At 37.8% G+C, this 23,481-nt stretch carries 17 protein-coding genes; 14 read left to right on the top strand and 3 right to left on the bottom strand.

Annotated features, from left to right (window positions below):
* Positions 1-117 precede the first annotated feature (117 nt).
* The 12 genes from QE109_RS02570 to QE109_RS02515 all read left to right on the top strand — a co-directional run bounded on the left by QE109_RS02570 (position 118) and on the right by QE109_RS02515 (position 16,563).
* A complete protein-coding gene (locus QE109_RS02570) occupies positions 118-831 on the top strand; it encodes a LytR/AlgR family response regulator transcription factor (protein WP_281092811.1) in 714 nt (237 codons plus the stop codon).
* Between the two features lie 222 nt (positions 832-1,053).
* The gene (locus tag QE109_RS02565) at positions 1,054-3,534 is read left to right on the top strand and encodes an ABC transporter permease subunit (RefSeq protein WP_281092810.1); all 2,481 of its coding nucleotides are present in this window, start codon (positions 1,054-1,056) and stop codon (positions 3,532-3,534) included.
* Positions 3,531-4,502, top strand: coding sequence for an ABC transporter ATP-binding protein (locus QE109_RS02560; RefSeq protein ID WP_281092809.1), 972 nt, complete (start codon positions 3,531-3,533; stop codon positions 4,500-4,502). The genes QE109_RS02565 and QE109_RS02560 overlap by 4 nt, the downstream gene beginning before the upstream one ends.
* Positions 4,499-5,446 (top strand): ABC transporter permease subunit, encoded by a 948-nt coding sequence (locus tag QE109_RS02555; RefSeq protein WP_281092808.1) that lies wholly within the window; start codon positions 4,499-4,501, stop codon positions 5,444-5,446. Before QE109_RS02560 ends, QE109_RS02555 begins: the two co-directional genes overlap by 4 nt.
* 9 nt (positions 5,447-5,455) lie before the next feature.
* On the top strand, positions 5,456-6,433 hold the full coding sequence (locus QE109_RS02550) for an ABC transporter ATP-binding protein (RefSeq protein ID WP_281092807.1): 978 nt from the start codon (positions 5,456-5,458) through the stop codon (positions 6,431-6,433).
* Positions 6,434-6,513: 80 nt separating this feature from the next.
* The gene (locus QE109_RS02545; protein WP_281092806.1) at positions 6,514-7,173 is read left to right on the top strand and encodes an HAD family hydrolase; all 660 of its coding nucleotides are present in this window, start codon (positions 6,514-6,516) and stop codon (positions 7,171-7,173) included.
* Between the two features lie 201 nt (positions 7,174-7,374).
* Positions 7,375-7,701 (top strand): DUF805 domain-containing protein, encoded by a 327-nt coding sequence (locus tag QE109_RS02540; RefSeq protein WP_281092805.1) that lies wholly within the window; start codon positions 7,375-7,377, stop codon positions 7,699-7,701.
* Positions 7,702-7,786: 85 nt separating this feature from the next.
* Positions 7,787-10,747, top strand: coding sequence for a polymorphic toxin-type HINT domain-containing protein (locus QE109_RS02535; RefSeq protein ID WP_281092804.1), 2,961 nt, complete (start codon positions 7,787-7,789; stop codon positions 10,745-10,747).
* A 280-nt stretch (positions 10,748-11,027) separates the two neighbouring features.
* A complete protein-coding gene (locus QE109_RS02530) occupies positions 11,028-12,779 on the top strand; it encodes a flavocytochrome c (protein ID WP_281092803.1) in 1,752 nt (583 codons plus the stop codon).
* A 130-nt stretch (positions 12,780-12,909) separates the two neighbouring features.
* Complete coding sequence (locus QE109_RS02525; protein WP_281092802.1) at positions 12,910-14,499, top strand: ATP-binding protein; 1,590 nt, start codon at positions 12,910-12,912, stop codon at positions 14,497-14,499.
* A complete protein-coding gene (locus QE109_RS02520) occupies positions 14,480-15,145 on the top strand; it encodes a response regulator (RefSeq protein ID WP_281092801.1) in 666 nt (221 codons plus the stop codon). The genes QE109_RS02525 and QE109_RS02520 overlap by 20 nt, the downstream gene beginning before the upstream one ends.
* Entirely contained in the window at positions 15,142-16,563 is a 1,422-nt protein-coding gene (locus QE109_RS02515) for a flavocytochrome c (protein ID WP_281092800.1), read from the top strand. The genes QE109_RS02520 and QE109_RS02515 overlap by 4 nt, the downstream gene beginning before the upstream one ends.
* 137 nt (positions 16,564-16,700) lie before the next feature.
* On the opposite strand, the gene QE109_RS02510 is transcribed toward QE109_RS02515, so the two are convergent.
* The 3 genes from QE109_RS02510 to QE109_RS02500 are packed head-to-tail and all read right to left on the bottom strand — an operon-like array spanning position 16,701 to position 20,942.
* On the bottom strand, positions 16,701-18,890 hold the full coding sequence (locus QE109_RS02510) for a PASTA domain-containing protein (protein ID WP_281092799.1): 2,190 nt from the start codon (positions 18,888-18,890) through the stop codon (positions 16,701-16,703).
* A complete protein-coding gene (locus QE109_RS02505) occupies positions 18,880-19,578 on the bottom strand; it encodes an ABC transporter ATP-binding protein (RefSeq protein ID WP_281092798.1) in 699 nt (232 codons plus the stop codon). Before QE109_RS02505 ends, QE109_RS02510 begins: the two co-directional genes overlap by 11 nt.
* Positions 19,579-19,589: 11 nt before the next feature.
* A complete protein-coding gene (locus QE109_RS02500; RefSeq protein WP_281092797.1) occupies positions 19,590-20,942 on the bottom strand; it encodes an ABC transporter permease in 1,353 nt (450 codons plus the stop codon).
* Positions 20,943-21,116: 174 nt separating this feature from the next.
* Between QE109_RS02500 and QE109_RS02495 the strand changes: the two genes are divergently transcribed.
* Both QE109_RS02495 and QE109_RS02490 read left to right on the top strand, forming a co-directional pair.
* Positions 21,117-21,788 (top strand): response regulator transcription factor, encoded by a 672-nt coding sequence (locus tag QE109_RS02495; RefSeq protein WP_281092796.1) that lies wholly within the window; start codon positions 21,117-21,119, stop codon positions 21,786-21,788.
* Positions 21,789-21,790: 2 nt separating this feature from the next.
* The gene (locus QE109_RS02490) at positions 21,791-23,374 is read left to right on the top strand and encodes a sensor histidine kinase (RefSeq protein ID WP_281092795.1); all 1,584 of its coding nucleotides are present in this window, start codon (positions 21,791-21,793) and stop codon (positions 23,372-23,374) included.
* Positions 23,375-23,481 lie beyond the last annotated feature (107 nt).

The following is a 23,481-nucleotide window of genomic DNA, read 5'->3' as shown; positions in this document are numbered from 1 at the left end:
TTATAACATGTAAAGTTAAGAAGGGTTCGGAAGAACCCTTCTTTTATGCTAAAATAAAGGTAAACTAACTAGATTTCAAAGTATTCATGTAAGATAGGATAAGATCAGGAGGTCCCGATGCTTAAAATTGCTATTGTAGATGACGATTTTACTTACCTTGAAAAATTATATCAGCATCTAACGCAATATGAAAAAGATCATGATGTATCGATACAAGTGACATCTTATTCCAATGGTTTTGAGATGATTTCACATTTTAAACCTATCTATGATATTATTTTTCTTGATATTGAGATGCCTCATCTCAATGGTATGGAAGTCGCTAAAGAAATACGCAAATCCGATCCACATGCTGTGATCGTATTTATAACAAATACTGCAAAATACGCGATCAACGGCTATGAAGTGCAAGCTTTTGACTATATGATGAAACCCATTGACTATACTCAGTTTGCTATAAAATTTAGTGCAGCAATAGATGTGATTGATAGAAAAGAAGAAGTAAACATATTAGTACCCGTAGAAGATGGTATCAGGAATATTAAAGCAAGTGAGATCATTTTTATTGAAGTAAGAAATCACTGGCTTTTTTTCATCACGAAAGAAGATGAATATAAAATGCTAGGTAGTTTAAGAGAGATGAACGATAAATTAAGACCCTATCATTTCATCATGTGCAACAAGAGTTATCTCATCAATTTAAAACATGTGGTTAAGATGAATTCAGAAAGTGTACTTATGAGTGGAGGTCATGATCTTAAGATGAGTCGAGCGAGAAAAAAAGAAGTACAAGCAGCCTTTATTGCATATTATAATCAAATGCGATGGTAAATTATAAAGTAAATTATAACCTTTACGATTAAACTGGTAATCAAGTTAATCGTAAAGGTTTTTTTGTCGAAAAGAAGAGATTTTTTAGTGACAAGACAGATATTTTAAAGTTTGATTAGAATATTTATAATAGTATGACAATTCAGTACGTTTAGAGATATAATGATAAAAAAGAATCAACGATCTGTATTTTTACACAAATCTAGAAGGAGTAGACACATTATGAGAAAGATTAATTTTCCCTTAATTCTGGGCATTGGCATCCTTTTGATCTTGATGCTGATGTATATGTTTCCAGCACTTTTCACGAACAAAGATCCCTTATATGAAGAATCACCTAAATACATAGAGGTGAGGGAGAATGGTGAGTGGGTAGAGCATTTTGGCTATAATCCAATGCCGCCGAATAGAGATAATCTTATGGGGACGGACGATGCCGGTAGAGATGTCTACGCGCGCCTCATTTATGGGACGAGAAATACACTGACTATCGTTTTCTTAGTGGCACTTTTTAGAATGCTAATCGCTTTTCCTTTGGGACTTGCAGCTGGCATGGGGGCTAAATTTTTTTCGATGCTGATCAAGGTTTTTAATACTTTTTTTACCGCTGTTCCAATCTTGATATTCAGTTATATCATCTTAAATATCGCATACTTTACGCATCTACAGATGGACAAGGCAATTGTCGCTTTTGCCATTGTATTTACCGCACTAGGCTGGGCGAAGCTCGCTGGTATGATCGAAGACTCAACTCGAAAAGTCATGTCTGAAGACTTTATCGAAGGGGAGATCGCCATTGGTAAGACAAAACTACAAATTGCCTTTCAAAATATACTGCCACATCTTATCCCTGATGCGGTAAGCTTATTCTTCAAAGAGATGGGAATGGCGATGTTTCTAATCGCTCAACTTGCAGTTTTCAATGTGTTTGTAGGCGTTACAAGGGAGATTAAGGCACTTGCCTTTAAGTCAAACTATGACATGATCTTAGAACCTGAATGGGGCGGTACACTATCTAGGATAGCAGTTAACATGCGTAAGTTTGATACGGTATACTGGATGACTATATTCCCTGTACTACTATTCAGTATCGCAATAGTTGGCTTTAACCTACTCGGTGAAGGGCTACGCATAGAGTTTTATAAGAGAAACTCGCGAGTGATCAGTGATATTCGCAAGATTTTCTATTTTATATCACCTAAGCTTTTTATCACCCAACTTAAAGACATCAAGCACTACTATAAACCTGTCGCAGTAAAACTGATCTTAATTACAGGAATTGTCCTTTATATCGTCATTCCATGGCACCCAAGTCGATATGACTTTAACATTGATTATGCGATGGCTAATCTTGAGCAATTAGTAAGCGAGGATTTTAAAGGAAGAGTTGCAGGCACTGAAGGTGGCTATCAAGCTGGAGAATACATCAAAACTCAACTATCAGCGTATGGCTATCAAGTAGATGAAACCGAAATTGCATTTTTAAAGACAGAAAATGACAAGGTCGTTCCAAAAGATATATCGCCCGTTTTCGTGGACTCTGGCTATATCAAAATCGTAAGTGCAGATGGCAGTGAAAAAACATTTGAGCTTTATAAAGATTTTAGTATCTTGTCAATTAACAGAGATGTCTTTACAGAAGAAACTACAGAAAGGCTGATCTATAAAGGCATCGCTGTAGACAATGAACACGCAAGTAAATTGGCTAGCAATCTATCCGAAAATAACGCTTTTTTTCCAATGACAACTGATTACCCCTTTATGAACAAAAACGGTGAAAAGCCTAAGAATTTGTTTAAAGTAGACAAGTCTACGTCGTTTGAATATGATGCAGAATTTTTCATGGGCTGGAATGGTTACGAAGGGGCCATGGGTACACAAGTTTTTAATGCGACTGTGATTGTCCCTTATGCATCGCTTTATGATGCTCTAAGTGAAGCAGTTAGCAGTGGCTATAGTGAAGTGGAAATCAATTTATCCTATCCTCAAATGGCAGCGCATCCTGGGCGTAATATCACAGGATTTTTACCGGGAAAGGGGAGAACTATAGATGATCCAGGTGAGACCATCATTATAGGGGCAAGTTATGATGGTGTTTATAATGGCAGCGAAAATACACCTTTTGCCATGTGTGCTACACCAGCTGCGACGGCTCTGGAAATTGCAAGAGTAATAGGGGGAATCGATGAACCGCTTGAAAAATCAATCCTTTTTATGTTCTGGGACAACGAAGCTGAAACCGGCAAATATACTCAGTTAAGTGGCGTGGGACAGTTTCACCTCACTGATATGACTGATGTTCAAATGTCTATGGCACATGGCTTTTACTATATCGATATTGCTTATCCAGGATATGCTGAGCAAGATACACTGAATTTAACAACCCTTCCAGCGCAACGTGCCAATGGTAAAAATTACCTCATCGGACTTGAGATGGAAAAAAGATTGAAAGAGATGGATGTGAAATACCGTCGATATCACTTCGAATATGCCATGACAGAGCAGCTACAAAATATGCGCCTCAATGCCCTAACCAGTATCGGCGTGGGAAATACAACTAATATGTCCATCAATGGCCCTTATGATGAAATCGACAACTTAAATGTGGAGAGAATAGACGCTATTGGTCAACTGATATTAGACACTTTGACGATGAATGAATTCATGATGAATGATGACAACTCAGCGGAGGTACAGCCATGATTGAAGTTCAAAACTTAAAAAAAAGTTTTCAAATCAAGAGCAAAGTGCTCGGTGTAGAGAAAGGTGTCGTCAATGCAGTCAATGGCGTAAACTTCCGGATCGATAAAGGGGAGACGCTAGGACTTGTGGGTGAATCAGGCAGTGGTAAATCAACCACTGGTAGATTGATCCTGAGACTTTTAGAACCTACTGAGGGTAAAATCTTACTTGAAGGTAAGGACATCAGCACAATTGGTAACCGTGCTTTTAGGAAAATGAGAAAGGATCTACAAATCGTCTTTCAAAATCCATATTCAGCATTAGATTACAAAATGACCATAGAGGATATCTTGATTCAACCGCTTCAAATTTTCAAAATCGTCAGTCCCGTTGATTACCGACAAGAAGTGGGCAGACTTTTAAATATGGTGGGGCTAACTAAACAAGATGCCAAGAAATTCCCACATGAGTTTAGTGGTGGGCAAAGGCAACGTATAGGTATCGCAAGAGCCTTATCGACTAAACCAAAGTTCGTGGTGTGTGATGAACCTGTATCGGCACTGGATGTCTCTGTTCAGTCACAGATTTTAAACTTAACTATGGACCTTCAAGAAGAACTAGGGTTATCTTATCTTTTTATTGCACATGACCTCAGTGTGATTCGTCATGTGAGCAATCGCGTAGCAGTGATGTATCTTGGTAAAATTGTGGAAAAGGGACCTGTTGATACGCTCTTTGATGATCCCAAACATCCTTATACAAAAGCTTTAATGTCAGCTTCACCATTGCCCATCCCAGGTAGGCAATTAGGACGTATTGAACTTAAGGGTGAAATTCCAAGTGCCATGCGGATCCCTAGTGGCTGTGCTTTTCATACCCGTTGCCCTTATAAAATGGGTGTATGTGAAATGACACCGCCACAGATGATTGCGCTTGAAGAAGGTCGTACTGTTGCTTGTCATCTATACCATGAGGGGGTACAGCTATGATGAAAAGAAAAACCTTAATGGCTATTGGCAAAAGAGTACTGGTCAATCTGTTGATCCTGATGGCGATTCTTTCACTAGTGATCGCTGTGACTGGTATCCCTATGGATTTTGGCGTATCGTACTACGATGGTGAAAGCATGATTTCACTTACCGTTAAAGATGCCCTTGAGAGTATCAAAAGTAATTTTAAACTGATATTAAGCGGTGATGCCTTTAAAGTGATGATCAAAAGCGAAACGACGCTACAAGTGCTGATCATAGCTGCAAAAAGGAGTTTTATCGTCCTTTTCTTTGGCACGTTACTCGCACTGGTCATCGGTGTTTTAAAAGGCATTATAGATAGTCGTAAAAAAAATAAAGCAGGAACTTTGAAACTTCTACAGTCTTTGATTCCCTTATCGCTACCAGATATCTTGGTCATCACGTTGATCCAGTTAGGTGCGATGTACCTCTTCAAAAATGATATTCCGTTTTTAGGGTTCGGCATCATCCCGTTTTTTGGAGATGATACTTTAGCACATGCCATTTTCCCGATACTCTCTATAGCGATTTTACCTGCGGCTTATCTTTCAAGGACAGTTGCAAATGTCATCGAAGAGGGGTTGTCTAAACCTTACATCTTAACAGCAAGAGGCAAAGGCTGCTCGATGTTTCAAATCATCAAGACGCATCTCTCAAAGCAGATTGCTTTTGGTGTTTTATCGGTGCTACCAACGGTGATGGGCATTATGTTTTCAAGCCTTGTAATCGTAGAGATGTTTTTTCAGTATAGAGGTATAGGCTATCACCTTATCTATTTTTATACGACAACACTTGTACCACAGTATGAGGCTGGTGTCGCTTTTAGTGTATTTATTGTGTCACTTGCACTTGTCTACTATGTCATCTTTATGGCTTTAAATATGCTCAAAGATGTTGTAATGCCACGTATAAAGGCTGATTAGGAGGAGAACATGACACTTATAGAGATAAAGCATCTAAAAACATATTTTTATCTGGATGGCGAAGCATTTCCCGCAGTGGATGATATCAGTTTTTCTTTAAATGAAGGGAAGACTTTGGCGATTATCGGAGAATCGGGAAGTGGCAAGAGTGTCACCGCACTATCGATTATGGGGTTGGTGGATTATCCGGGAAAGATAGTAGGTGGCGAGATCCTTTTTCAGGAGAAAGATCTTATAAAGATGAAAGAGCGTGAGCTCAGAGACATACGCGGGAATGATATCGCTATGATTTATCAAGATCCCATGTCTAGTCTTAACCCTATGATTAAGGTTGGCAAGCAAATTGAAGAGGCAATCAAGTTACACCAGAAGATGGATAAGCTAGCCCTGAGAAATGCGGCGCTTGATCTGATGACTGCTGTAGGGATCACGGACTGCGAAGCGCGTTACCATCAGTTACCCGACCAGTTCAGTGGTGGCATGCGGCAACGGATTATCATTGCGATGGCGATTGCGTGTCAGCCTAAACTATTGATCGCAGATGAGCCGACCACGGCACTTGATGTTACCATACAAGCTGAGATTCTTGATCTTTTACGCGACCTAAAAAAAGAACATCATATGGCGATGATTCTCAACACACATGACCTCGGGGTAGTGGCTGAGATTGCAGATGATGTCGTGGTAATGTACTGCGGTAAGGTTATGGAGATCAGTAGCAATCAGGCTTTGTTTGATACACCGCTTAATCCTTACACACAGGAACTGATGACTTGTATCCCCCGTATTGACGATCGCAAAAGGCGCCTTGAGACGATTAAAGGTTATGTGCCACATCTGTCTGAACTATCAAAGGGATGTCGTTTCTCTGATCGCTGTAAGAAAGCCTTTGGAAAATGCTCGGAAGAATTGCCTGAACTAAAAGAAATCGAAAAAGGACATTGGTCAAGGTGTTGGCTTCACGATATAATAGACAAGGAAACATAAATCGGGAAAGCAGTAATTGCGAAACTGTACGCACGCACCAGCATTCTCGAAATGTAAATAGAATAAATAGGAGAAAGAGTTTGAAAGGTTATAAAGGGATTATATTTGATTTAGATGGGACGCTACTCAACACGCTTGAAGATCTAACTGACGCAGTAAATGTCACCATGGTTAAGTTTGGACTAGAGGAAAAGACTATCTCTCAGGTGAGAAGTTATGTAGGCAATGGTGTGGCGCAGTTGATTGCGCTCTGTTTAGAGGATGGGGCAGCGCACCCTGATTATCAAGCCGTTCATGATGCGTTTGTAAGTTACTACGATGCTAACTGCAACCATAAAACAGGGCTTTATGATGGCGTGGATACGCTACTGGCATCACTACACCAAGAAGGCAGAAAACTAGCGATTGTATCCAATAAGATCGATAGTGCTGTGATAATACTGAATAAGCTTTACTTTAGCCAGTGGATTGATTTTGCACTAGGTGTGACGGATCACATCAAAAGAAAACCAGCACCCGATATGGTGTTACACTGTATAGAGGAAATGAACCTGGCCCCTTACGAAGTGGTCTATGTAGGTGATTCAGAAGTTGACATACAAACCGCTAAAAATGCAGGTATCGATTGCATCAGCGTAGACTGGGGCTTTCGGGATCGCGACTGTCTTATCTCAAATGGCGCAAGTATCATCGTCAGTGATGTAGTAGCGCTTGAGAAGCTGATCAGTGGGGAACGCTAAGTTCAAATAATTAATTATATAAGAGATAAATTGAAAGTTTAAGAAAACTATATCCATTTTTATTGAGAATAATGTTCTTGGTAAAGGGGGATATAGTTTTTTTATTTTATATGTAAAAGCATATGACGGCGTAGGTAATCCTGTTATGGAGATGGAAGTCAAATCATATTACGAAAATTATGCATTATTTTAGGAGGCATTATGAAAAAATGGTTATCTTTTAAAGGCAGAATAGGTAGATACAAATATATCGAAATGAAGTTGATTCTAATTGCATCTTTAGTGGTTTTCGCTAATATTGCAATATTGATTAATTTCTTTCTCTTAAATTTTATCTTATTAGTATTAGCATTTGCAGCACTCATATCTAACTATGCAATTACTGTGAAAAGGTTACATGACATCAATAGAAGTGGTTTTTATGTTTTGGGGTTATTTATACCACTTTATAACTTTTTTATCTTTGCGATACTGATTTTTGAAAAAGGAAACGATCATGCTAATCAGTATGATATTGTAACAAATTAGGCTCAAAATGAGCCTTTTTTATATGTGGTGAAGGAGGTGAATAAAAACACCATCATATAACTAATAAATTTAAAAGGGGAAAAATATGAAAAAAGTAATTTCAAAAGTGCTTATTTTCACGGTGTTATGGACTTCGCTATTTAGCGGAGGTGCCCAAATGGCATTTGCAGCACCAAACACAAAAACAGTGATAGAAAATGACTACACCGTTGATTATGAACAGGGCGATTATGATATCGTAGAAAGTGATTCAAATGCAGCCATACTTTCAAATAAGAGTGGTTTAAACGCCATATCGTCTTCTCAAAATGTAGATGTCTATAAAGATGGACAGTGGACTAAAGAAACCGAAAAAGCGGTCACTTGGTCACCAGATTCAACTGTTGATCCGTCTAAATCATATGTTTCAGATAGCATAGGACTCGGATGGTCAGATGTAAATAAGGTCCAAATTACTTTTAGTGAAGCTTCAAATGTGCCACAAACTAACTCGGGTAGCCAAGGTGCATACACACCGACTATGCAGCCATTAGCGAGTACAGCAATGAAAGCGAGTACTGTTTCATCTGGTTATGGAGACTCAGTAAATTTTAACTCGCCAACGATGCAAGCTGCTTCAGTGCAAGCAAATTCATCAGCTGCACCGAGTGACGATACAACAGGCTGGACTCGAGAATCAGGAACTTACTACGGCTATGAAGTTGGGTTTGGAAATGACTTCTTGTATGAAAAATATACGCAAGAAGTTGTAATACCAGCTCAAACTAAACTATATAATTTGCAAGTAAAAGATACTTCGCCTTATGAAGGAAAGCTTAATTTTTCATCTACCTCTGTAAAAATTCCAGAGGAAGTGAAAACATATGTTGATGTACCTGATACTTCAAAACCACCATCGAGTTATGAACAAAAAAGTGTAATTATACAAAAGGCTTTTGAAAGACTCGCATATCGAGCTGTAAGGGTTTATATTCCAACTACTTATAAAACTGTTCAAGAATGGGTTCCACCAGTAGTTGAGATGAAACGAATATGGAAACCAGCAGTATATAAAAGTGTAACAAAAATTATTCAGCCTGCAATTTACGGTACAAGAACACGTACTGTGGCTGCGACATACAAAACGGTCATAGTAACAGCAGGACACTACAAGTGGGTTTTAGACTCAAAGTCAGGAGAACCTAAACAAGTATGGGTTCCTGCAGTAACTAAACGTGTTGTAGATAAACCAGCTTATTCATACACTGAGACTTATTTAATTTCTCCAGAAGAAAAGAAAGTGGTTCAAGAACTTGTTACACCTGGTAAATGGGTAGATGAACCCAATATTATTCAAAATGGATATTATAAAGATGTTAGAGTTGTTGATAAAGAAGGACACTATGATACTGAAATAGAAAGTTACACTGAATATGTACATGCAGTTTGGGGTGATGTTGATGATTTAACAAAACCAATTTATCCGAATAAAACGGAGACAATTATTACCACTAAGTATGTTGATGGATTTGATATTTCTTATGATGAAATAATTGAACCAGAAAAAACTCAATTAAACATTAAATATGTTTTGGTTGATAATGGCTCTGATCCAAATCCTGATCCAAATCCAAGCAACTTAAGTCCACTTCAAATGAATGTACCAAATAATTTAAAAGGTAGTAGGCAAGTAGGTACTCGTTATGTGGGAGTAACGAGTGACGGATATGAATTTGTTGTTCAAGTTATAAAAGAAGGTGATGATCTCATTCTTCAAGCCGATGAGAACTTTATTCACACAGGACGTTTGGATTCATTAGATTGTCAGTTTTACGCCATTGAAAAGTGGGAAGAAATGGAGAACCTGAAAGATATTCAAAATCCTACAGTCACAGAACTCATTCATGGTATCATGGACATCGTTGGATTTTTCCCTGAACCAATTTCCACACTCAGTGATGTGCTTAATACACTATTGTATATAGCTGAACAAGTTGAATCGTTCATTACTGGAGGTGGCGATAATTTTGCATTCGATATTATTTGTGGAATATTGTCATTAGGTTTAGTTGGATTATCAGTTTCTGCTTTAAAGGGTTTTTTAAGTGCTCCAGTTGGAAAAATCACATCAAACTCGGATGCTGTCATGAAAGTTATAAAAGAAACTTTTGTTTCGGCCAGTGAATTTAAGAGCAATTTTACAGCTAAAATTGTAAAAAATATTACTGAAAATGTTGATGAAATGTTTCGAATTCTTGAATCTTCTAATCTTTTTAAAATATTTGGTGGTATAAAAGCAAAACTCACTAAAATAGGCGATGACATTAAGAAACTGTTTGCAGAAAAAGCAGATGAAATTGCTGATGAAATTAAAAAAGTCGATGAAAAAATCATCGGTGCAGGCTGTCTTGTAGCAGGAATGCTTATCTACACAAGTGAAGGCTATAAACCAGTTGAAACAATAAAAACTGGTGATTTAGTATTCTCAAAGAATACAGAAAATGGTAATATAGAGTTAAAAGAAGTCTATGGCACTTATGTAGGTTTCAAACAAGAGTTATATACACTTTATACAGATAAAGGCATCATCACAGCAACAGAAGAACATCCATTTTGGGTTGATGGCAAAGGCTGGGTTGAGGCAAAAGAGTTAACAAATATGGATCGTCTTGTAGATCTAGAGGATCAAATTGTAACAATTTCTAAAATTCAGCATGATACAACGAATGGCACAAAGATCTTCAATCTATCTGTAACAGACAATCATAACTACTTCGTAGGAAATGGCAATATCTTAACACACAATATCAACTGTGCACAGCTTGATCCAAGAGTAAGCAAAGTATTTGGAGAAGCAGGTGATTTGGATGTAGCTGAGTATCAAAAGCTACTAGATGATATTGCCAGTGGAAAGATCAGCAAAGAAGAAGCAGATATGATCAAGGCACAAATCGCAGATCTAAATGTAGCTAGAGAAGGCAAATATGTCGATGAGCTCAAGCAACTTGATGAAGTGATTGAGGGGACGAGTAAACTTGCTGAATTAATTTCAAAATCTCAAAAGTGATTTGACAAATATAAAATTGAATGTATATGAACTAACATCAATGAAAAAGTATCAAACTGGTACTTATGCAGATATCAAAAATGAGAGAAAAATTAGAATAGCAACAGATCAGTTAGATAAGATAAAGAATACTGATGCTTTTCAAGTCGGATTGAAATAAGGGGAAAATCTGTGAACTAAATGAACAAAAAGATACTATAAGACCACAATATTGCTAAAATTTTATCAAACTATTATACTCCTACATGTAGATACAATTAAAGACAACATGGAGGATAAAATGAGAAAAGGTTTAATCTGGGTACTCATCTTATTGATGATCACCGTTGGAACGTTAGCGGGTTGTGTTAAGACTAAAGAAGTTGAAAATGAAGCAATCTTTACTGCTGGAACATACGAAGGTGAAGGACAAGGTCATGCAGGTGTTGTTAAAGCATCTGTGACAGTTTCTGAAACTAAAATTGAGAAGATAGATCTTGTGGAATTTCACGAGTCAGAGTTTGCAGTAGAACCTGCAGATCAACTAGTAGCTAAAATTCTTAAAGCAAATTCTGGAGAAGTTGACGGCATCGCTGGTGCGAGTTTGACATCTAAAGGGATTTTAGAAGCTGTCAACGCAGCGCTTGCAAAAGCATACCTTGAAGGTGCATCTACTGCAGCGACAACAGAAGCAGCTAAGGAAGCAGTAAAACTTGAAGATAGAACAACAGATGTTGTCATCATCGGTGCTGGTGGTGCAGGCTTAACGGCTGCAATCGAAGCCACTCAAAACGGTGCAAATGTAATCGTCGTTGAAAAGATGCCTATGGTAGGCGGTAACACTAAATATGCAACTGGTGGCCTTAACGCAGCTGAAACCAGTGTACAAAAAGAAAAAGGAATCGATGATACAGTTGAGATCTTTATTGAAGATACTATGAAAGGTGGCGGTAACCTCAACAACCCTGAACTTGTAAAAGTACTTGCTGAAAATTCAGCTGGAACAGTAGAGTGGTTGATGGGACTTGGTGCCGACCTTACAGATATTGGCCGTATGGGTGGTGCAAGTAAAGATAGAACACATAGACCTACTGGTGGTGCACCGGTTGGACAACATATCGTTGATGTGTTATATGCGCAGTCTCAAGAACTTGGCATAGAGATATTATTAGAAAGTACAGTAGTTGAAATCCTTGGCGATTCAAGTCAAGTAAGTGGTGTAACAGTAGAAACTGCAGATGGTAACTATAATATCAACGCAAAAGCAGTTATCGTAGCATCTGGTGGATTCGGTGCTAACAACGATTTGGTTGCTCAATTTGACCCGGCACTTAAAGGTTATGGAACGACAAATCATCCAGGTGCAACAGGTGATGTGATAGAATTTGCAAAAAATATCGATGTTGCTTATGTTGATATGGAACAAATTCAGACACATCCAACCGTTATGCCATCTAACAACTATATGATTACAGAAGCTGTTCGTGGAAATGGCGCAATCTTAGTCAACAGAGAGGCAAAGCGTTTTGTAAATGAGCTTGATACGAGAGCAGTTGTATCTGATGCACTCTTAGCACAGGAAAATGCTAGTGGCTACTTGTTCTTTGACCAAAGTGTACGTGAGAGTTTAAGTGCAATTGAAGGTTACTACAAAAAAGGTTTCTTAATTGAAGGCGCGACACTAGAAGAAATTGCGGGTAAATTAGATATAGATGCAGCAACACTTCAAATAACAATAGACACATATAACGGTTATGTTGCAGATGAAACAGATCCTGAATTTTCGAGACAAAGTATGGCGAGAACCCTTAGTGTAGGCCCATACTATGCCGTAGAAGTAGCGCCAGCTGTACACCATACTATGGGTGGACTGATGATCAATACTAACGGTGAAGTCGTTAATAGTAGTGATGCTGTCATCAAAGGCTTATATGCTGCTGGAGAAGTAACTGGCGGCGTACACGGAAACAACAGATTAGGTGGTAATGCAATGGCTGATATTACAATATTCGGAAGAATAGCAGGTAAAAACGCCGCATTATCAATTAAATAGTAATTCCTTACATCCAACTCGATAAGTAACACCCCAATGCATCAGAGAAGTTATATAACTTCTCTTTTTGCATTTACATAAATATGTTAAAATAGCTACGAAGCAAGAAAGTGATAAGAATAGGTGGAATATGAAATTACAATATAAAATTATGACGTTAGTGACCACGCTCATCGTGGCTCTGGTCCTCATATTAATCATAGTAATGTATGGCACTTGGTTTGATTCTGTTCAAAAACAAGTTGCCCTAAACGCTATGGATCAGGCAGTGGTTATCGCGGATAATAGAGATGTAAAAGAGAATATGGAGGCTGAAAACGGCTATTTAGCAGTTAATCAAGCGGTGGAAAGCCTTTATTTGAAAACAGGAATTCAATACCTATATATCATTAGTAATGATGGGAAATTCTATGCACATCCGTTGCCAGAACGCATTAACACACCCATAAAGCCTAATGAGATCAAATTATCTGGCGAACTAATGTCACCAAGTTATTACTATGCTTTGTCTGTGGATGCTATGGTAGAAGGTTACGCACCTATCTACACGGAGGGTATAAAAACTGGCTATGTCGTGGTGGGAGTTTTCAACGGTCGTATCCTTCAGACCATGAAAGGACAAATTATATGGCTTAGCCTCTTTGCACTGGTGGCAGTTTTGCTTGGAATTGGTGCAGCTTATCTACTTTCTCGCAATATCAAGAGAGATATCTTTGGACTAGAACCTAGTGAAATAGCACTGTTACTTAGTCAGAAGGATATGATCCTCGATCATATTGGTGAAGGTATATTGGCATCAGATCACCGTGGAAAACTGGTTATGGTAAATAAAAATGCTCAGCAGTTACTGGGCATGACAATCAGTGAAGGAGATGAACTTTCACAGCTTCCTTTTACGATGTACCTTACACAAGAGTTCTGGCGAGATCGAGAACTGTATCAGTTTGAATGGCGACTGCCTCAAAATCAAGTGCTCATTGTTACCATTCATGCCCTTAATGATATTCATGAAAAATTAGGTCTTTTAGTGAAGATCGAAGACATGAGTTTGGTACGTAAACGTGCTGAAGAACTCACTGAGATGAAACAACTGACTCAGGCACTTCGAGCGCAAAACCATGAATTTATGAACAAATTACATGCAATATACGGTCTTATACAACTTGAAGCTTATGATGGTGCAATTGACTATATTGAAACCATCACTGCCCCAAGGCAAGCAATGCTTGTTGCTATACAAGAAAAAATCAAAGTTGCCGCAGTCGGTGGCTTGTTACTGACCAAGCATTCAAAACTTACTGAGAAACACATTGAACTGACTATTGATGAAGATACTTATGTCTCACATTTGCCACTTCATGCAAAGGATGAAGACTTGACATCCATCTTAGGAAACTTGATTGACAACTCAGAAGAAGCTCTTAAATCTTTTGAAGACAAATGGATTAAAGTTGGGCTTTTTCAAGATGAAACTTTATTTCGCATAGTAGTTTCAGATGGTGGTCCTGGTATGATCGCTGAAATGATGGAAATGTGCTTTGAACAAGAGGTAAGTACCAAAGGAAAAGATAGAGGTTATGGACTCGCAATAGTTAAAAGCATCGTCAGTATATTAGGTGGACAAATAGTGTTATCCAATGATCCTGGGCTAGTGGTTGAGATTACTTTGCCCATGAACGAAACAATAGCTGGAGGTTCAGATGAAAGTGTTAATCGTTGAAGATGACCCTATGGTAAGAACCATTAACAAAGGGTATCTCAAAAAAATAGATAGCCATGTGATGATCTATGAAGCCAGTGATGTAGAGGCAGCACAAAGGATATTAGAAAAGGAATCAGTAGACTTGATTTTACTTGATGTGTATCTGGGGGAAGGTAGTGGTCCAGATTTATTAACATGGGTGAGGATGGAAGCTATTGATGTAGAAGTGGTATTGATTACAGCGGATAACAGCTATGAGACGGTTTCACTGGTATTTAGACTTGGTGCCGTAGATTATCTCATCAAACCCTTCTCATATGCGCGGTTTTCAGAAGCTATTTTGAAAGTGGTTCAAAAGCGTAAAAATCTCAGCGTGAATAGACAAATTAATCAAGAAGACATAGATCGTATGCTTATGACGGGAAAAGAACAAACCTTTGAAAAAGGAATCAATCCTATGACTTATGAGATTGTGAAAGATGGACTTATCGTAAGTGGTAAACCCAAGACAGCACAAGAACTTGCAGATGTAACCAGTCTTGCAAGAGTCACTGTGAGGCGTTACCTTGAATACATGGTTGAACAAGGTGTCGTTGAAGAAGAACTAAACTATGGTAAAATCGGTCGTCCCAATAAGTACTATGTTTGGAAGGAGCACGCATGAGCACCAAAAATCGAATAGCAATAGTGGTGAGTATAATATCAGTAATTTTTATCGGGGGCTTTATAACTTATACATTACTTAGGTCTGATACAGTGACTGATGTAGTGGTGATCGGTGCAGGTGCCAGTGGCATGAGTGCAGCGATAGAAGCAGCAGATGCTGGATTTGATGTTATTTTACTTGAGAAAATGCCCTATGTCGGTGGGAACACTGCGCGTGCAACAGCGGGGATTAACATCGTTGGATCACCCTTTCAAGATGAGATGGGCATAGTGGATTCAAAGGAACTCTTTGTAAACGATGTACTGGTTTCAGGTCACTCACTTAACAATAAAATCATGGTAGAAAAGTTGGCAAATGAGAGTTCAGATGCGTTAAACTGGCTTGATAATATGGGGGCAGACCTTACAGATATCGGTATCTTAGCAGGACATGCTGTTCCTAGAACACTAAGGCCAAGTGGTGGGCAACCAGTGGGAAGTGAAATTGTTCGTGTTTTAAAGAAGAATGTAGATGAAAAAGGGATTGATTTAAGACTTGAAAATAAAGCGATAAGTATCCTTACAGAGGCATCAGGAGAAGTGTCAGGGGTGAGCGTAGTTGATCGATCAGGTAGAACTTATACCATTCATGCAAAAAACGTCATCATCGCAACAGGTGGCTTTGGAGGTAGTCCAGAGATGTATGTTTACTATAATCAAGAACTTAAGGGCTATAAAACCACTAACAGTCCTAGTGCGACTGGAGATTTTATCACCCTAGTAGCACCACTTGATGTAAAGCTCGTTGATATGTCATATATACAGACACATCCAACGGTTTCCTATGAATATGGTATGTTGATTACAGAAGCAATTAGGGGCAATGGCGGGATTTTGATTAACAACAAAGGGTTACGTTTTTCCGATGAACTGGAAAATCGAGATCTGTTAAGTGCAGATATTCTATCGCAACCCGATCAAGAAGTATACCTTGTTTTTAATGAAGAGATCAAAACATCTCTGGCATCGAGTAGTGATTATATTAACATGGATATCATTTTATCAGCAGATACCTTAGATTCATTAGCAGAACAAATGAGGATCGATAAACAAACTTTCCAGAAAACCATTGTGAACTATAACCAATTTGTAGCTCAGCAAAGTGATACTGACTTTGGTAGACGTTCACTTGAAAGAACACTTGAAAGCGGTAAATACTATGCGATACAAGTGATTCCTGGAGTACATTATTGTATGGGTGGAATCTTAATTGATGATAAGGCAAGGGCGATTGATAGCAAAGGTCAAATCATTAAAGGACTCTATGCTTCAGGTGAAGCAACTGGTGGCATCCATGGACTCAATCGATTAGGAGGTAACTCGCTTTTAGATGCTGTCGTCTTCGGTAGAATTGCAGGGAGATTGGGTCAAAAGTAGATCGTATATATTCTGTGATGAGTGAGAACTTTAAAATAGTGCAAAATATATTTCATAAATAAAAACTCATGGTATGACTAATTATTGATGTGACCCCAATAAGTCTACCATGAGTTTTTGTGCTGTAATACTTAGAGCTACTTTGAAATAGTGAATTGAATTAAGGTTTTCTGATTAACAAAGACCTCGATTAAACTTTGATTTAAGATGGTTCCACTGAATTCTGCACTAACTTCTTCAGTAAATTCGACCTTTATATCGCCGCCTTTGAGGTTGATATCATTGAGCCAGATTAGGACATCGTCCTTTGTCTTATCCACGAAACTTGGGACGTAAACTTTGCCCAGTGATTTTATAGCGCTGAGAATGCTGTCTTTTGAAAGATAAGCGTTAAAGAAGTTTTGGCCAAATAAGGTGTCTTTTACATAAGTGTCGTTATATTGTTCTGTAAGATTATAGACAATCCCATTTTGCTGACACCAGCTAATGAGATTATTCACACCTAGACCGGTGAAGTCGGGTACTTGAACACCTTGATTTTCCACTGCTGAGACATGGAAACTGATCTCTTTGTTTAAAGCGATGTTTTCGTTATAGTTACTTTGAGAAGTGATTGATCCTCTAGGTTTGGTAGAGTGATAATCTAAGGTGAATTTCGTAGTTACCGATGCACCTTTTTGATTGACGTCATCTATCCACGATAAGACCTCTTGCTTACTTTTACCCACAAAATCAGGCACACTGAGTAATCCTAAAGAATAATAGACGATGACTGGTTCATCTTTCAACAGTAGTCTGTTTTTTTTAGAGGGATTAAACAAAGTGCCACGGTTAAATTTTGCGTGATACATTTCGACAAATTTAAGCGTTACATGGTTTGTTTGTGCCCATACTTCTGCTTCTGTTTTAGTGAATTTGGAGAGGTCTGGAACGACGACTTCTGAATTCACCACCACGTCGAGTCGTATCGTTGATCCTTTTGTGACTTTTTCAGAAGCTTTCAAACTTTGACCTACAATTGTGTTATGAGGGGACGAAGTAGTGCTGATCTCATTGTAGATAGGGGTCAGCCCCAGGTTTTTTGCCAATACTTCAGCATCGAGGCGATTCATCTTGATAAAGTTTGGAACCATTAGCATGATGCTCTCTGGATCAACTTCCAAAGTGACAATAGTTGATTCAGATATCTTTGTATCTATAGGTTGAGATTGACTTATAACTTTTCCGTCAGAACCAGAAGTTCCATTCTTAATGAGTATTTTGATGTTTAAGAGTTGCGCCAAAGCTTTAGCTTCTTGTTCTGTTAATCCAGTAAAATCTGGTAGGTGTAGATCTGTAGATTTTTTATCAATATAGAGCGTGACGATCTCAGTTTCATCTACAGATTGACCAGAAACGGTGCTTTGGTTAAAAACAGTTTCATCCTCAGAGTCAGATATCGCATATTTAAAAAATACTTTTAGTCCAATCAGTGCTGAGAGTTCACTGGCTTCCTGTCTTGAAAAATCATAAAAGTTAGGGACTATGATTTCTTTCCCACGAGATATTTCAATTTCAAGTACATCTGTAATTTTCATTTTGCTGTCTTTTGGTACAGATTGCTTTAAGATGGTATTTCTTGTAGAGCTCTCATTAAAAACGGGTGTGAATGTCAATGTAACGCCATTTTTTTCAGCCCAGTTGATAGCGTCAGTTTTACTTTTGCCAACAAAATCAGGGAGTGTTACCACTGCATTTCCAGTGTTTTCACCACTTGATATATAGATGTTGAGTCTGTTCTTTCTCAAAAATTTATTTTCACTGCCATCAACAAATTCATAGTCAATCAGTTGATCTTTAGGAATACTGCCATGACTTTCATAGCGTACACTCGTATTGACTAACTGATTTTTGGTAATCCAATCCTTAATTTCATCAACTGAAATTTGACGCAAGTCAGGGACTTTTACTACTTCATCGGGATCAGCACCATTTGATATATTTACGATGAGCAGTTCTTTTGAAGTGATTTTATCACCAGTTTTAAAATTCTGAGATATAAAATAGCCGTTTGGTGTATCGCTATTATACTTAGCAACCAGCTCGGTGTTTTTATGGTTTTTCTTTGCCCAAACTTCAATTTGTTCTTTTGACCATCCTGTCATATCTGGGAGGATTTTTTTTTGACCAAATACCATTAAAAGTATGATCAAACTAAAAACCAAAATTGCACCAATTAAAAGTGATTTTTTCTTCATTGAGAATTTAACAGGTAGGAATACTTCTTCTTCAAAACTCTCGGGCTTATCCATATCGAGGGTATCCAAATAACGCTGATCACCTGACATGATCACTGCCTCCATTTAGTTGAACCAGTTTCCCGTTTTTCAAACCTAAAATCACATCACTACTGTGTGCTATTTCATCGGAGTGGGTAACGATGATGACAGTTTTACCCAACTCATGAGAAAGCTTTTTGAAAATTCCAATGACTTCCTTTGCCGTGGCAGTGTCCAGTGCGCCAGTAGGTTCATCGGCAAGCACAAGTGTAACATCCTTTGCTAGCGCTCTTGCAATAGCTATACGTTGTTGCTCTCCACCTGAAAGTTTGTTCACACGGCGGTCTGCTTTTGTTTTTACGATGCCAACTTGATGAAGCACTTTATAAGCGATTTCTTTTTTTTCTATTTTCTGTCTTTTGTCAGTATGGATTATATTCGACTGGACATTTTCGACGCCATTGAGGTAGTCAATTAAATTGTATTTTTGAAAGATCATCGACATATGATCTCTTCTAAATTTGCGATAGCCCATTTTTTTGATGTCTGTGCCATTGTAATAGATAGCACCAGTTTCAGGTTCATCTAAGGCACTTGCAAGAGATAGTAGCGTGGTTTTTCCAGAACCAGAAGGTCCAAGGATCGTATAAAAAACACCTTTCTCAAAGGTATAGGATAAGTTATCGAGAATGAGTCTTTTCTTCCCACCATCGATGTAACCGTAGCTGATATCTTTGAGTTCAAATAATGTAGACATATTTCCTCCTATTAGTATTGTAATGATTTTCGTGGTTTATAGCTCAATATAACGGCTAGAGGAGCCCCAATAGCAGCAATTAAAAGTCCAATACTGGCAAGTGAAAGGTTAATAAATGTTTTTAGGTCTATTGCTACTTTAAAAGAATCTGCAATAGAATCCATTGTGAGGTTAGAACCATTCATCATATCATCGAAAGAGATCATTTGTTGCGTTACTGAAGTGCTTTCAACCAGTTGGTTTTCAGAAATCCACCCTGCTACAAAATCAGCTGTCAAAGAACTAGCCGCAAAAGCAAAGATAAAGGCTAAAATTGCTACCATAAGAATCTCGATTGAAAATTGCGCCAATATACTACCTTTACTTTCACCATTTGCTAGGAGTAAACCAATTTCAAACTGTCTTTCACGAACGAATAGTGTGACGATAGAGATCGTTATCATAGCACCCGCAATGAAAATTACGACTAAGAGCATATTGATGACCGTTGACATGACGTCAAGTGGTTTGGTAAGTGTGTTGTATTGATCATTTGATGCATCAAGGTATAAGTACTTTGAAGGCATCTGATTTTCATATTTGCTTAAGAAATCTGGAATAATAAACGGATCATTTAATTGCCAAACGACGCGAGAAATATTTTCAAGTTGTTGTGGTGCATGTCGGTTTAATGTATCGTCTGAAATATAGGTTTGATTTACCAAATATGATGGTGCACCTTCATATATGCCAATAACCTCGAAGCTGACTTCTTCACTGTTAGGGTCTAGTTTAAACCCAACAGTATCTCCTAAGAGTAGATTGTTTTTAGTTGCTACTTCTTTAGAAATAAGAATCGTATCTTTACCAATATCATCCGATGTTCTAAATCTTCCCTCAGCAAGTTTGAGTTGCTTCTCAAAATCCAGTGGCACCAACTGGTTACTGGCTAAAAGCATGAAATTAATGCTACCTTCAGTAGAAGTAGCAAGTGTCATTGTAAAATTGCTTGGATCGTCTGATTGACCGGATTTTAGCTTTTCGGAATTCGTATAAATCATATTTTCAATATGATATTTAAGGACGTTTGGATCTTTGGCAAGCGTTGTTGCGACATTTTGTGGTAGTGATAATTGCGTTTGAATTTCATTTTGAGTAGTGATTGAAGCCCCTTGAGCATCTTGCATGCTCTTAATGTAGTCAATCTTCATTTCGACATTGCCACCAAGTTCCTTTCGGGTAAAATCTTTTGACGCTTGAATGGTATTTTGTATGATGATGCTTGTGAAAATTAATGTGAAAACCATGAGTAGGATGAGGAATATCACGATTCCTTTGGTGGGTTTTCTGATGACGCTTAAAAATGCATGTTGTATACTTCGCATGGAATACCTCCTTTTATTATCTTCATCAGTTTAGCAACTCCATGCGTTAACCAAGTGAAACCGAAGTGAGGACCATTAGAAATGTTTTTCACATGAAATTCACCTCGAAGGTTTAATATGTGATTAAATGGTATAAAATAGTAAGTATAATGGTTTGTAAAGATGGAGGAAACATTGAGTAAAATATTAGTCATAGAGGATGATCTACAATTGTCTGAAATTATTAAGGATTATTTTGAAATGGCAGGACATGATGTGACTTGTGCAGAAGACGGTGCAGCTGGAATGGCTTATTTTGATCGGTTAGGGGCGGATTTAGTGATACTTGATGTAATGATGCCTCATCTAGATGGCTGGTCAGTCTGTAGAAGAATTCGGAAAAAATCTGACTGTTATATTATTTTTTTAAGTGCGCGTACTGAAGATGAAGATAAATTGATGGGATATGATATCGGAGCTGACGAATATATTACTAAGCCCTTTAGTCCTAAGGTATTGTTAGCCAGTGCAAATGCTTTGTTAAAACGCCAATCTACTTTAAAAAGAGATTACGACAAAATTCAGTATCGTAATTTAGTGATTCAGCCTAATTATCATATTGCAAAATTGGACGATATGGATTTAAATTTAACGGCTAAGGAGTTCGAGCTTTTGCTTATGTTAGCTCAAAATACTGGAAGGGTTTTAAAACGCGAATATCTGATTGATTCAGTCTGGGGAGTAGATTATTTTGGTGATGGAAGGGTTTTGGATACGAACATCAAAACTTTGAGAAAAAAATTGGGTGCGCATGCTTCGATGATTAAGACGGTTATCGGAATCGGCTATAGACTGGAGGTAGAATAAACATGAAATCTTTGACCAATAAAATGTTCGTTTCTACTTTACTTGTTTTTTCTTTAATCGTTGTAGGTTTTAGTTTTGCTTTATTTGCTTATTTTAACTGGTTCTACGAAGCGCATGAGATTGATAAAATTACATCTGATTTGGATCAATTTGCCCAGGCATATGCGAACCAAAATTGGGATGATCAGACACTCTATAAAAGCGTTGCGACGTTTATGCAAACACACAATGCAACACTGTTAATCTATGATGATCAAAATGTTTTCAATTTTGATTCAGGAACAGATACAGTTGCTGCAATTGCTCTTACAGCTTCAAATGTTCCTTCAAGTGATACTATTACTGCAGCCAAAACTTACCCACTAGCAACTGTGGTAGGTTCCACAACTTCTATCGATGGCGTATTGGTGAGTTTTCCTTCCATTGATACGCTTAATACCGACGTCTATTTAGTGGACTCAGCCACCAATATACAAATCGGAAATTTACCATATACGGGTTATAAAGAGGTAACCATTCATAGAGAAATTAAACTTAATGATGGATCGACCAAATACCTCTATACGTCTGCATCTTTACAATCTGTTGATGAAATGTTGAAATTACTAAGTACATTGATTCCCGTTATTGCTGTATTAGTTCTAATTATGTCATTGTTTCTTGCACTAATTTATTCTCGTATGATTTCAAAGCCTATCGTTTTAATAACAAATCATGCCAATGCAATGGCAGGGATGAATTTTGATGTGCCAATCATCGTCAAAGGTAGGGATGAATTAAGTGTTCTTGCAAATAGTTTAAATACTTTATCATCAGAACTTAAAAATGCACTTGGCTCTTTGAGTGTATCAAATCAAATGCTTCAGGAGGAATATGATAAGGAGATTAAGCAAGAAGCTTCTCGAAAGGCTTTTGTTGCCAATGTTTCGCATGAACTGAGATCGCCATTAGGCGTTATTAAAAGTTATGCTGAGGGAATTTGTGATCAGATTAAAATAGATAAGCAACAAAAATATGCTCAAACGATTATCGATGAAGTTAATTTAATGGACACGCTTATTCATGACATGCTTGAAATCTCAAAACACGATGCTGGTGCGATTACATTTAAGTCTACAAATATATCCCTTTCAAACATGCTGCATAAGTCACTTTTCGTTTTACAATCGGATTTGACAGAGAAGGGGCTTCAGGTCGTGATTGATTCACCATATGATGAGATTGAGGCAGATGAAATGAGTCTTCAACGAGTGATTGATAACCTTGTCGAGAATGCTGTGAAATATTCGCCACAAAATAGCAATATCATCATAAAAACATCACTAATAGAAAATGAATTAGCAACAGATCAATCTATAAAATTTTCGATTGAAAATGAGTGCACGCCCTTCTCAGATGAAGAGTTAGACCGGATTTGGGATCGGTTTTATAAAAGAGATCTTTCACACCACAGAAAAGAAAAAGGAACTGGACTGGGCTTATCAATTGTAAAGTTGATTCTGGAAGGACATGGTATGGCGTTTGGTGTTGAGCGAACGGATAAAGGCGTAGAATTTTACTTTGTTGTTCCTCGTGAAAAATCTTAATTGACAACGGGATTTCATTCATAGTTTCAATAATAAATAAAAAACTCATGGCATGACTAATTAAGTCTACCATGAGTTTTTTTTGTAGGCAATAAAGCCTTAGCTAC

It is taken from the genome of Fusibacter bizertensis, from assembly GCF_029914245.1.
Lineage (GTDB): Bacteria > Bacillota > Clostridia > Peptostreptococcales > Acidaminobacteraceae > Fusibacter_C > Fusibacter_C bizertensis.
Note: the sequence above shows the minus strand (reverse complement) of the source record. Positions and strands in the feature narration are given on the sequence as shown.

Excerpts from the sequence above, each read along its gene's own strand:
- QE109_RS02570 (WP_281092811.1), top strand. The coding sequence starts at position 118 with ATGCTTAAAATTGCTATTGTAGATGACGATTTTACTTACCTTGAAAAA.
- QE109_RS02565 (WP_281092810.1), top strand. The coding sequence starts at position 1,054 with ATGAGAAAGATTAATTTTCCCTTAATTCTGGGCATTGGCATCCTTTTG.
- QE109_RS02560 (WP_281092809.1), top strand. The coding sequence starts at position 3,531 with ATGATTGAAGTTCAAAACTTAAAAAAAAGTTTTCAAATCAAGAGCAAA.
- QE109_RS02555 (WP_281092808.1), top strand. The coding sequence starts at position 4,499 with ATGATGAAAAGAAAAACCTTAATGGCTATTGGCAAAAGAGTACTGGTC.
- QE109_RS02550 (WP_281092807.1), top strand. The coding sequence starts at position 5,456 with ATGACACTTATAGAGATAAAGCATCTAAAAACATATTTTTATCTGGAT.
- QE109_RS02540 (WP_281092805.1), top strand. The coding sequence starts at position 7,375 with ATGAAAAAATGGTTATCTTTTAAAGGCAGAATAGGTAGATACAAATAT.
- QE109_RS02535 (WP_281092804.1), top strand. The coding sequence starts at position 7,787 with ATGAAAAAAGTAATTTCAAAAGTGCTTATTTTCACGGTGTTATGGACT.
- QE109_RS02530 (WP_281092803.1), top strand. The coding sequence starts at position 11,028 with ATGAGAAAAGGTTTAATCTGGGTACTCATCTTATTGATGATCACCGTT.
- QE109_RS02525 (WP_281092802.1), top strand. The coding sequence starts at position 12,910 with ATGAAATTACAATATAAAATTATGACGTTAGTGACCACGCTCATCGTG.
- QE109_RS02520 (WP_281092801.1), top strand. The coding sequence starts at position 14,480 with ATGAAAGTGTTAATCGTTGAAGATGACCCTATGGTAAGAACCATTAAC.
- QE109_RS02515 (WP_281092800.1), top strand. The coding sequence starts at position 15,142 with ATGAGCACCAAAAATCGAATAGCAATAGTGGTGAGTATAATATCAGTA.
- QE109_RS02510 (WP_281092799.1), bottom strand. The coding sequence starts at position 18,890 with ATGTCAGGTGATCAGCGTTATTTGGATACCCTCGATATGGATAAGCCC.
- QE109_RS02505 (WP_281092798.1), bottom strand. The coding sequence starts at position 19,578 with ATGTCTACATTATTTGAACTCAAAGATATCAGCTACGGTTACATCGAT.
- QE109_RS02500 (WP_281092797.1), bottom strand. The coding sequence starts at position 20,942 with ATGCGAAGTATACAACATGCATTTTTAAGCGTCATCAGAAAACCCACC.
- QE109_RS02490 (WP_281092795.1), top strand. The coding sequence starts at position 21,791 with ATGAAATCTTTGACCAATAAAATGTTCGTTTCTACTTTACTTGTTTTT.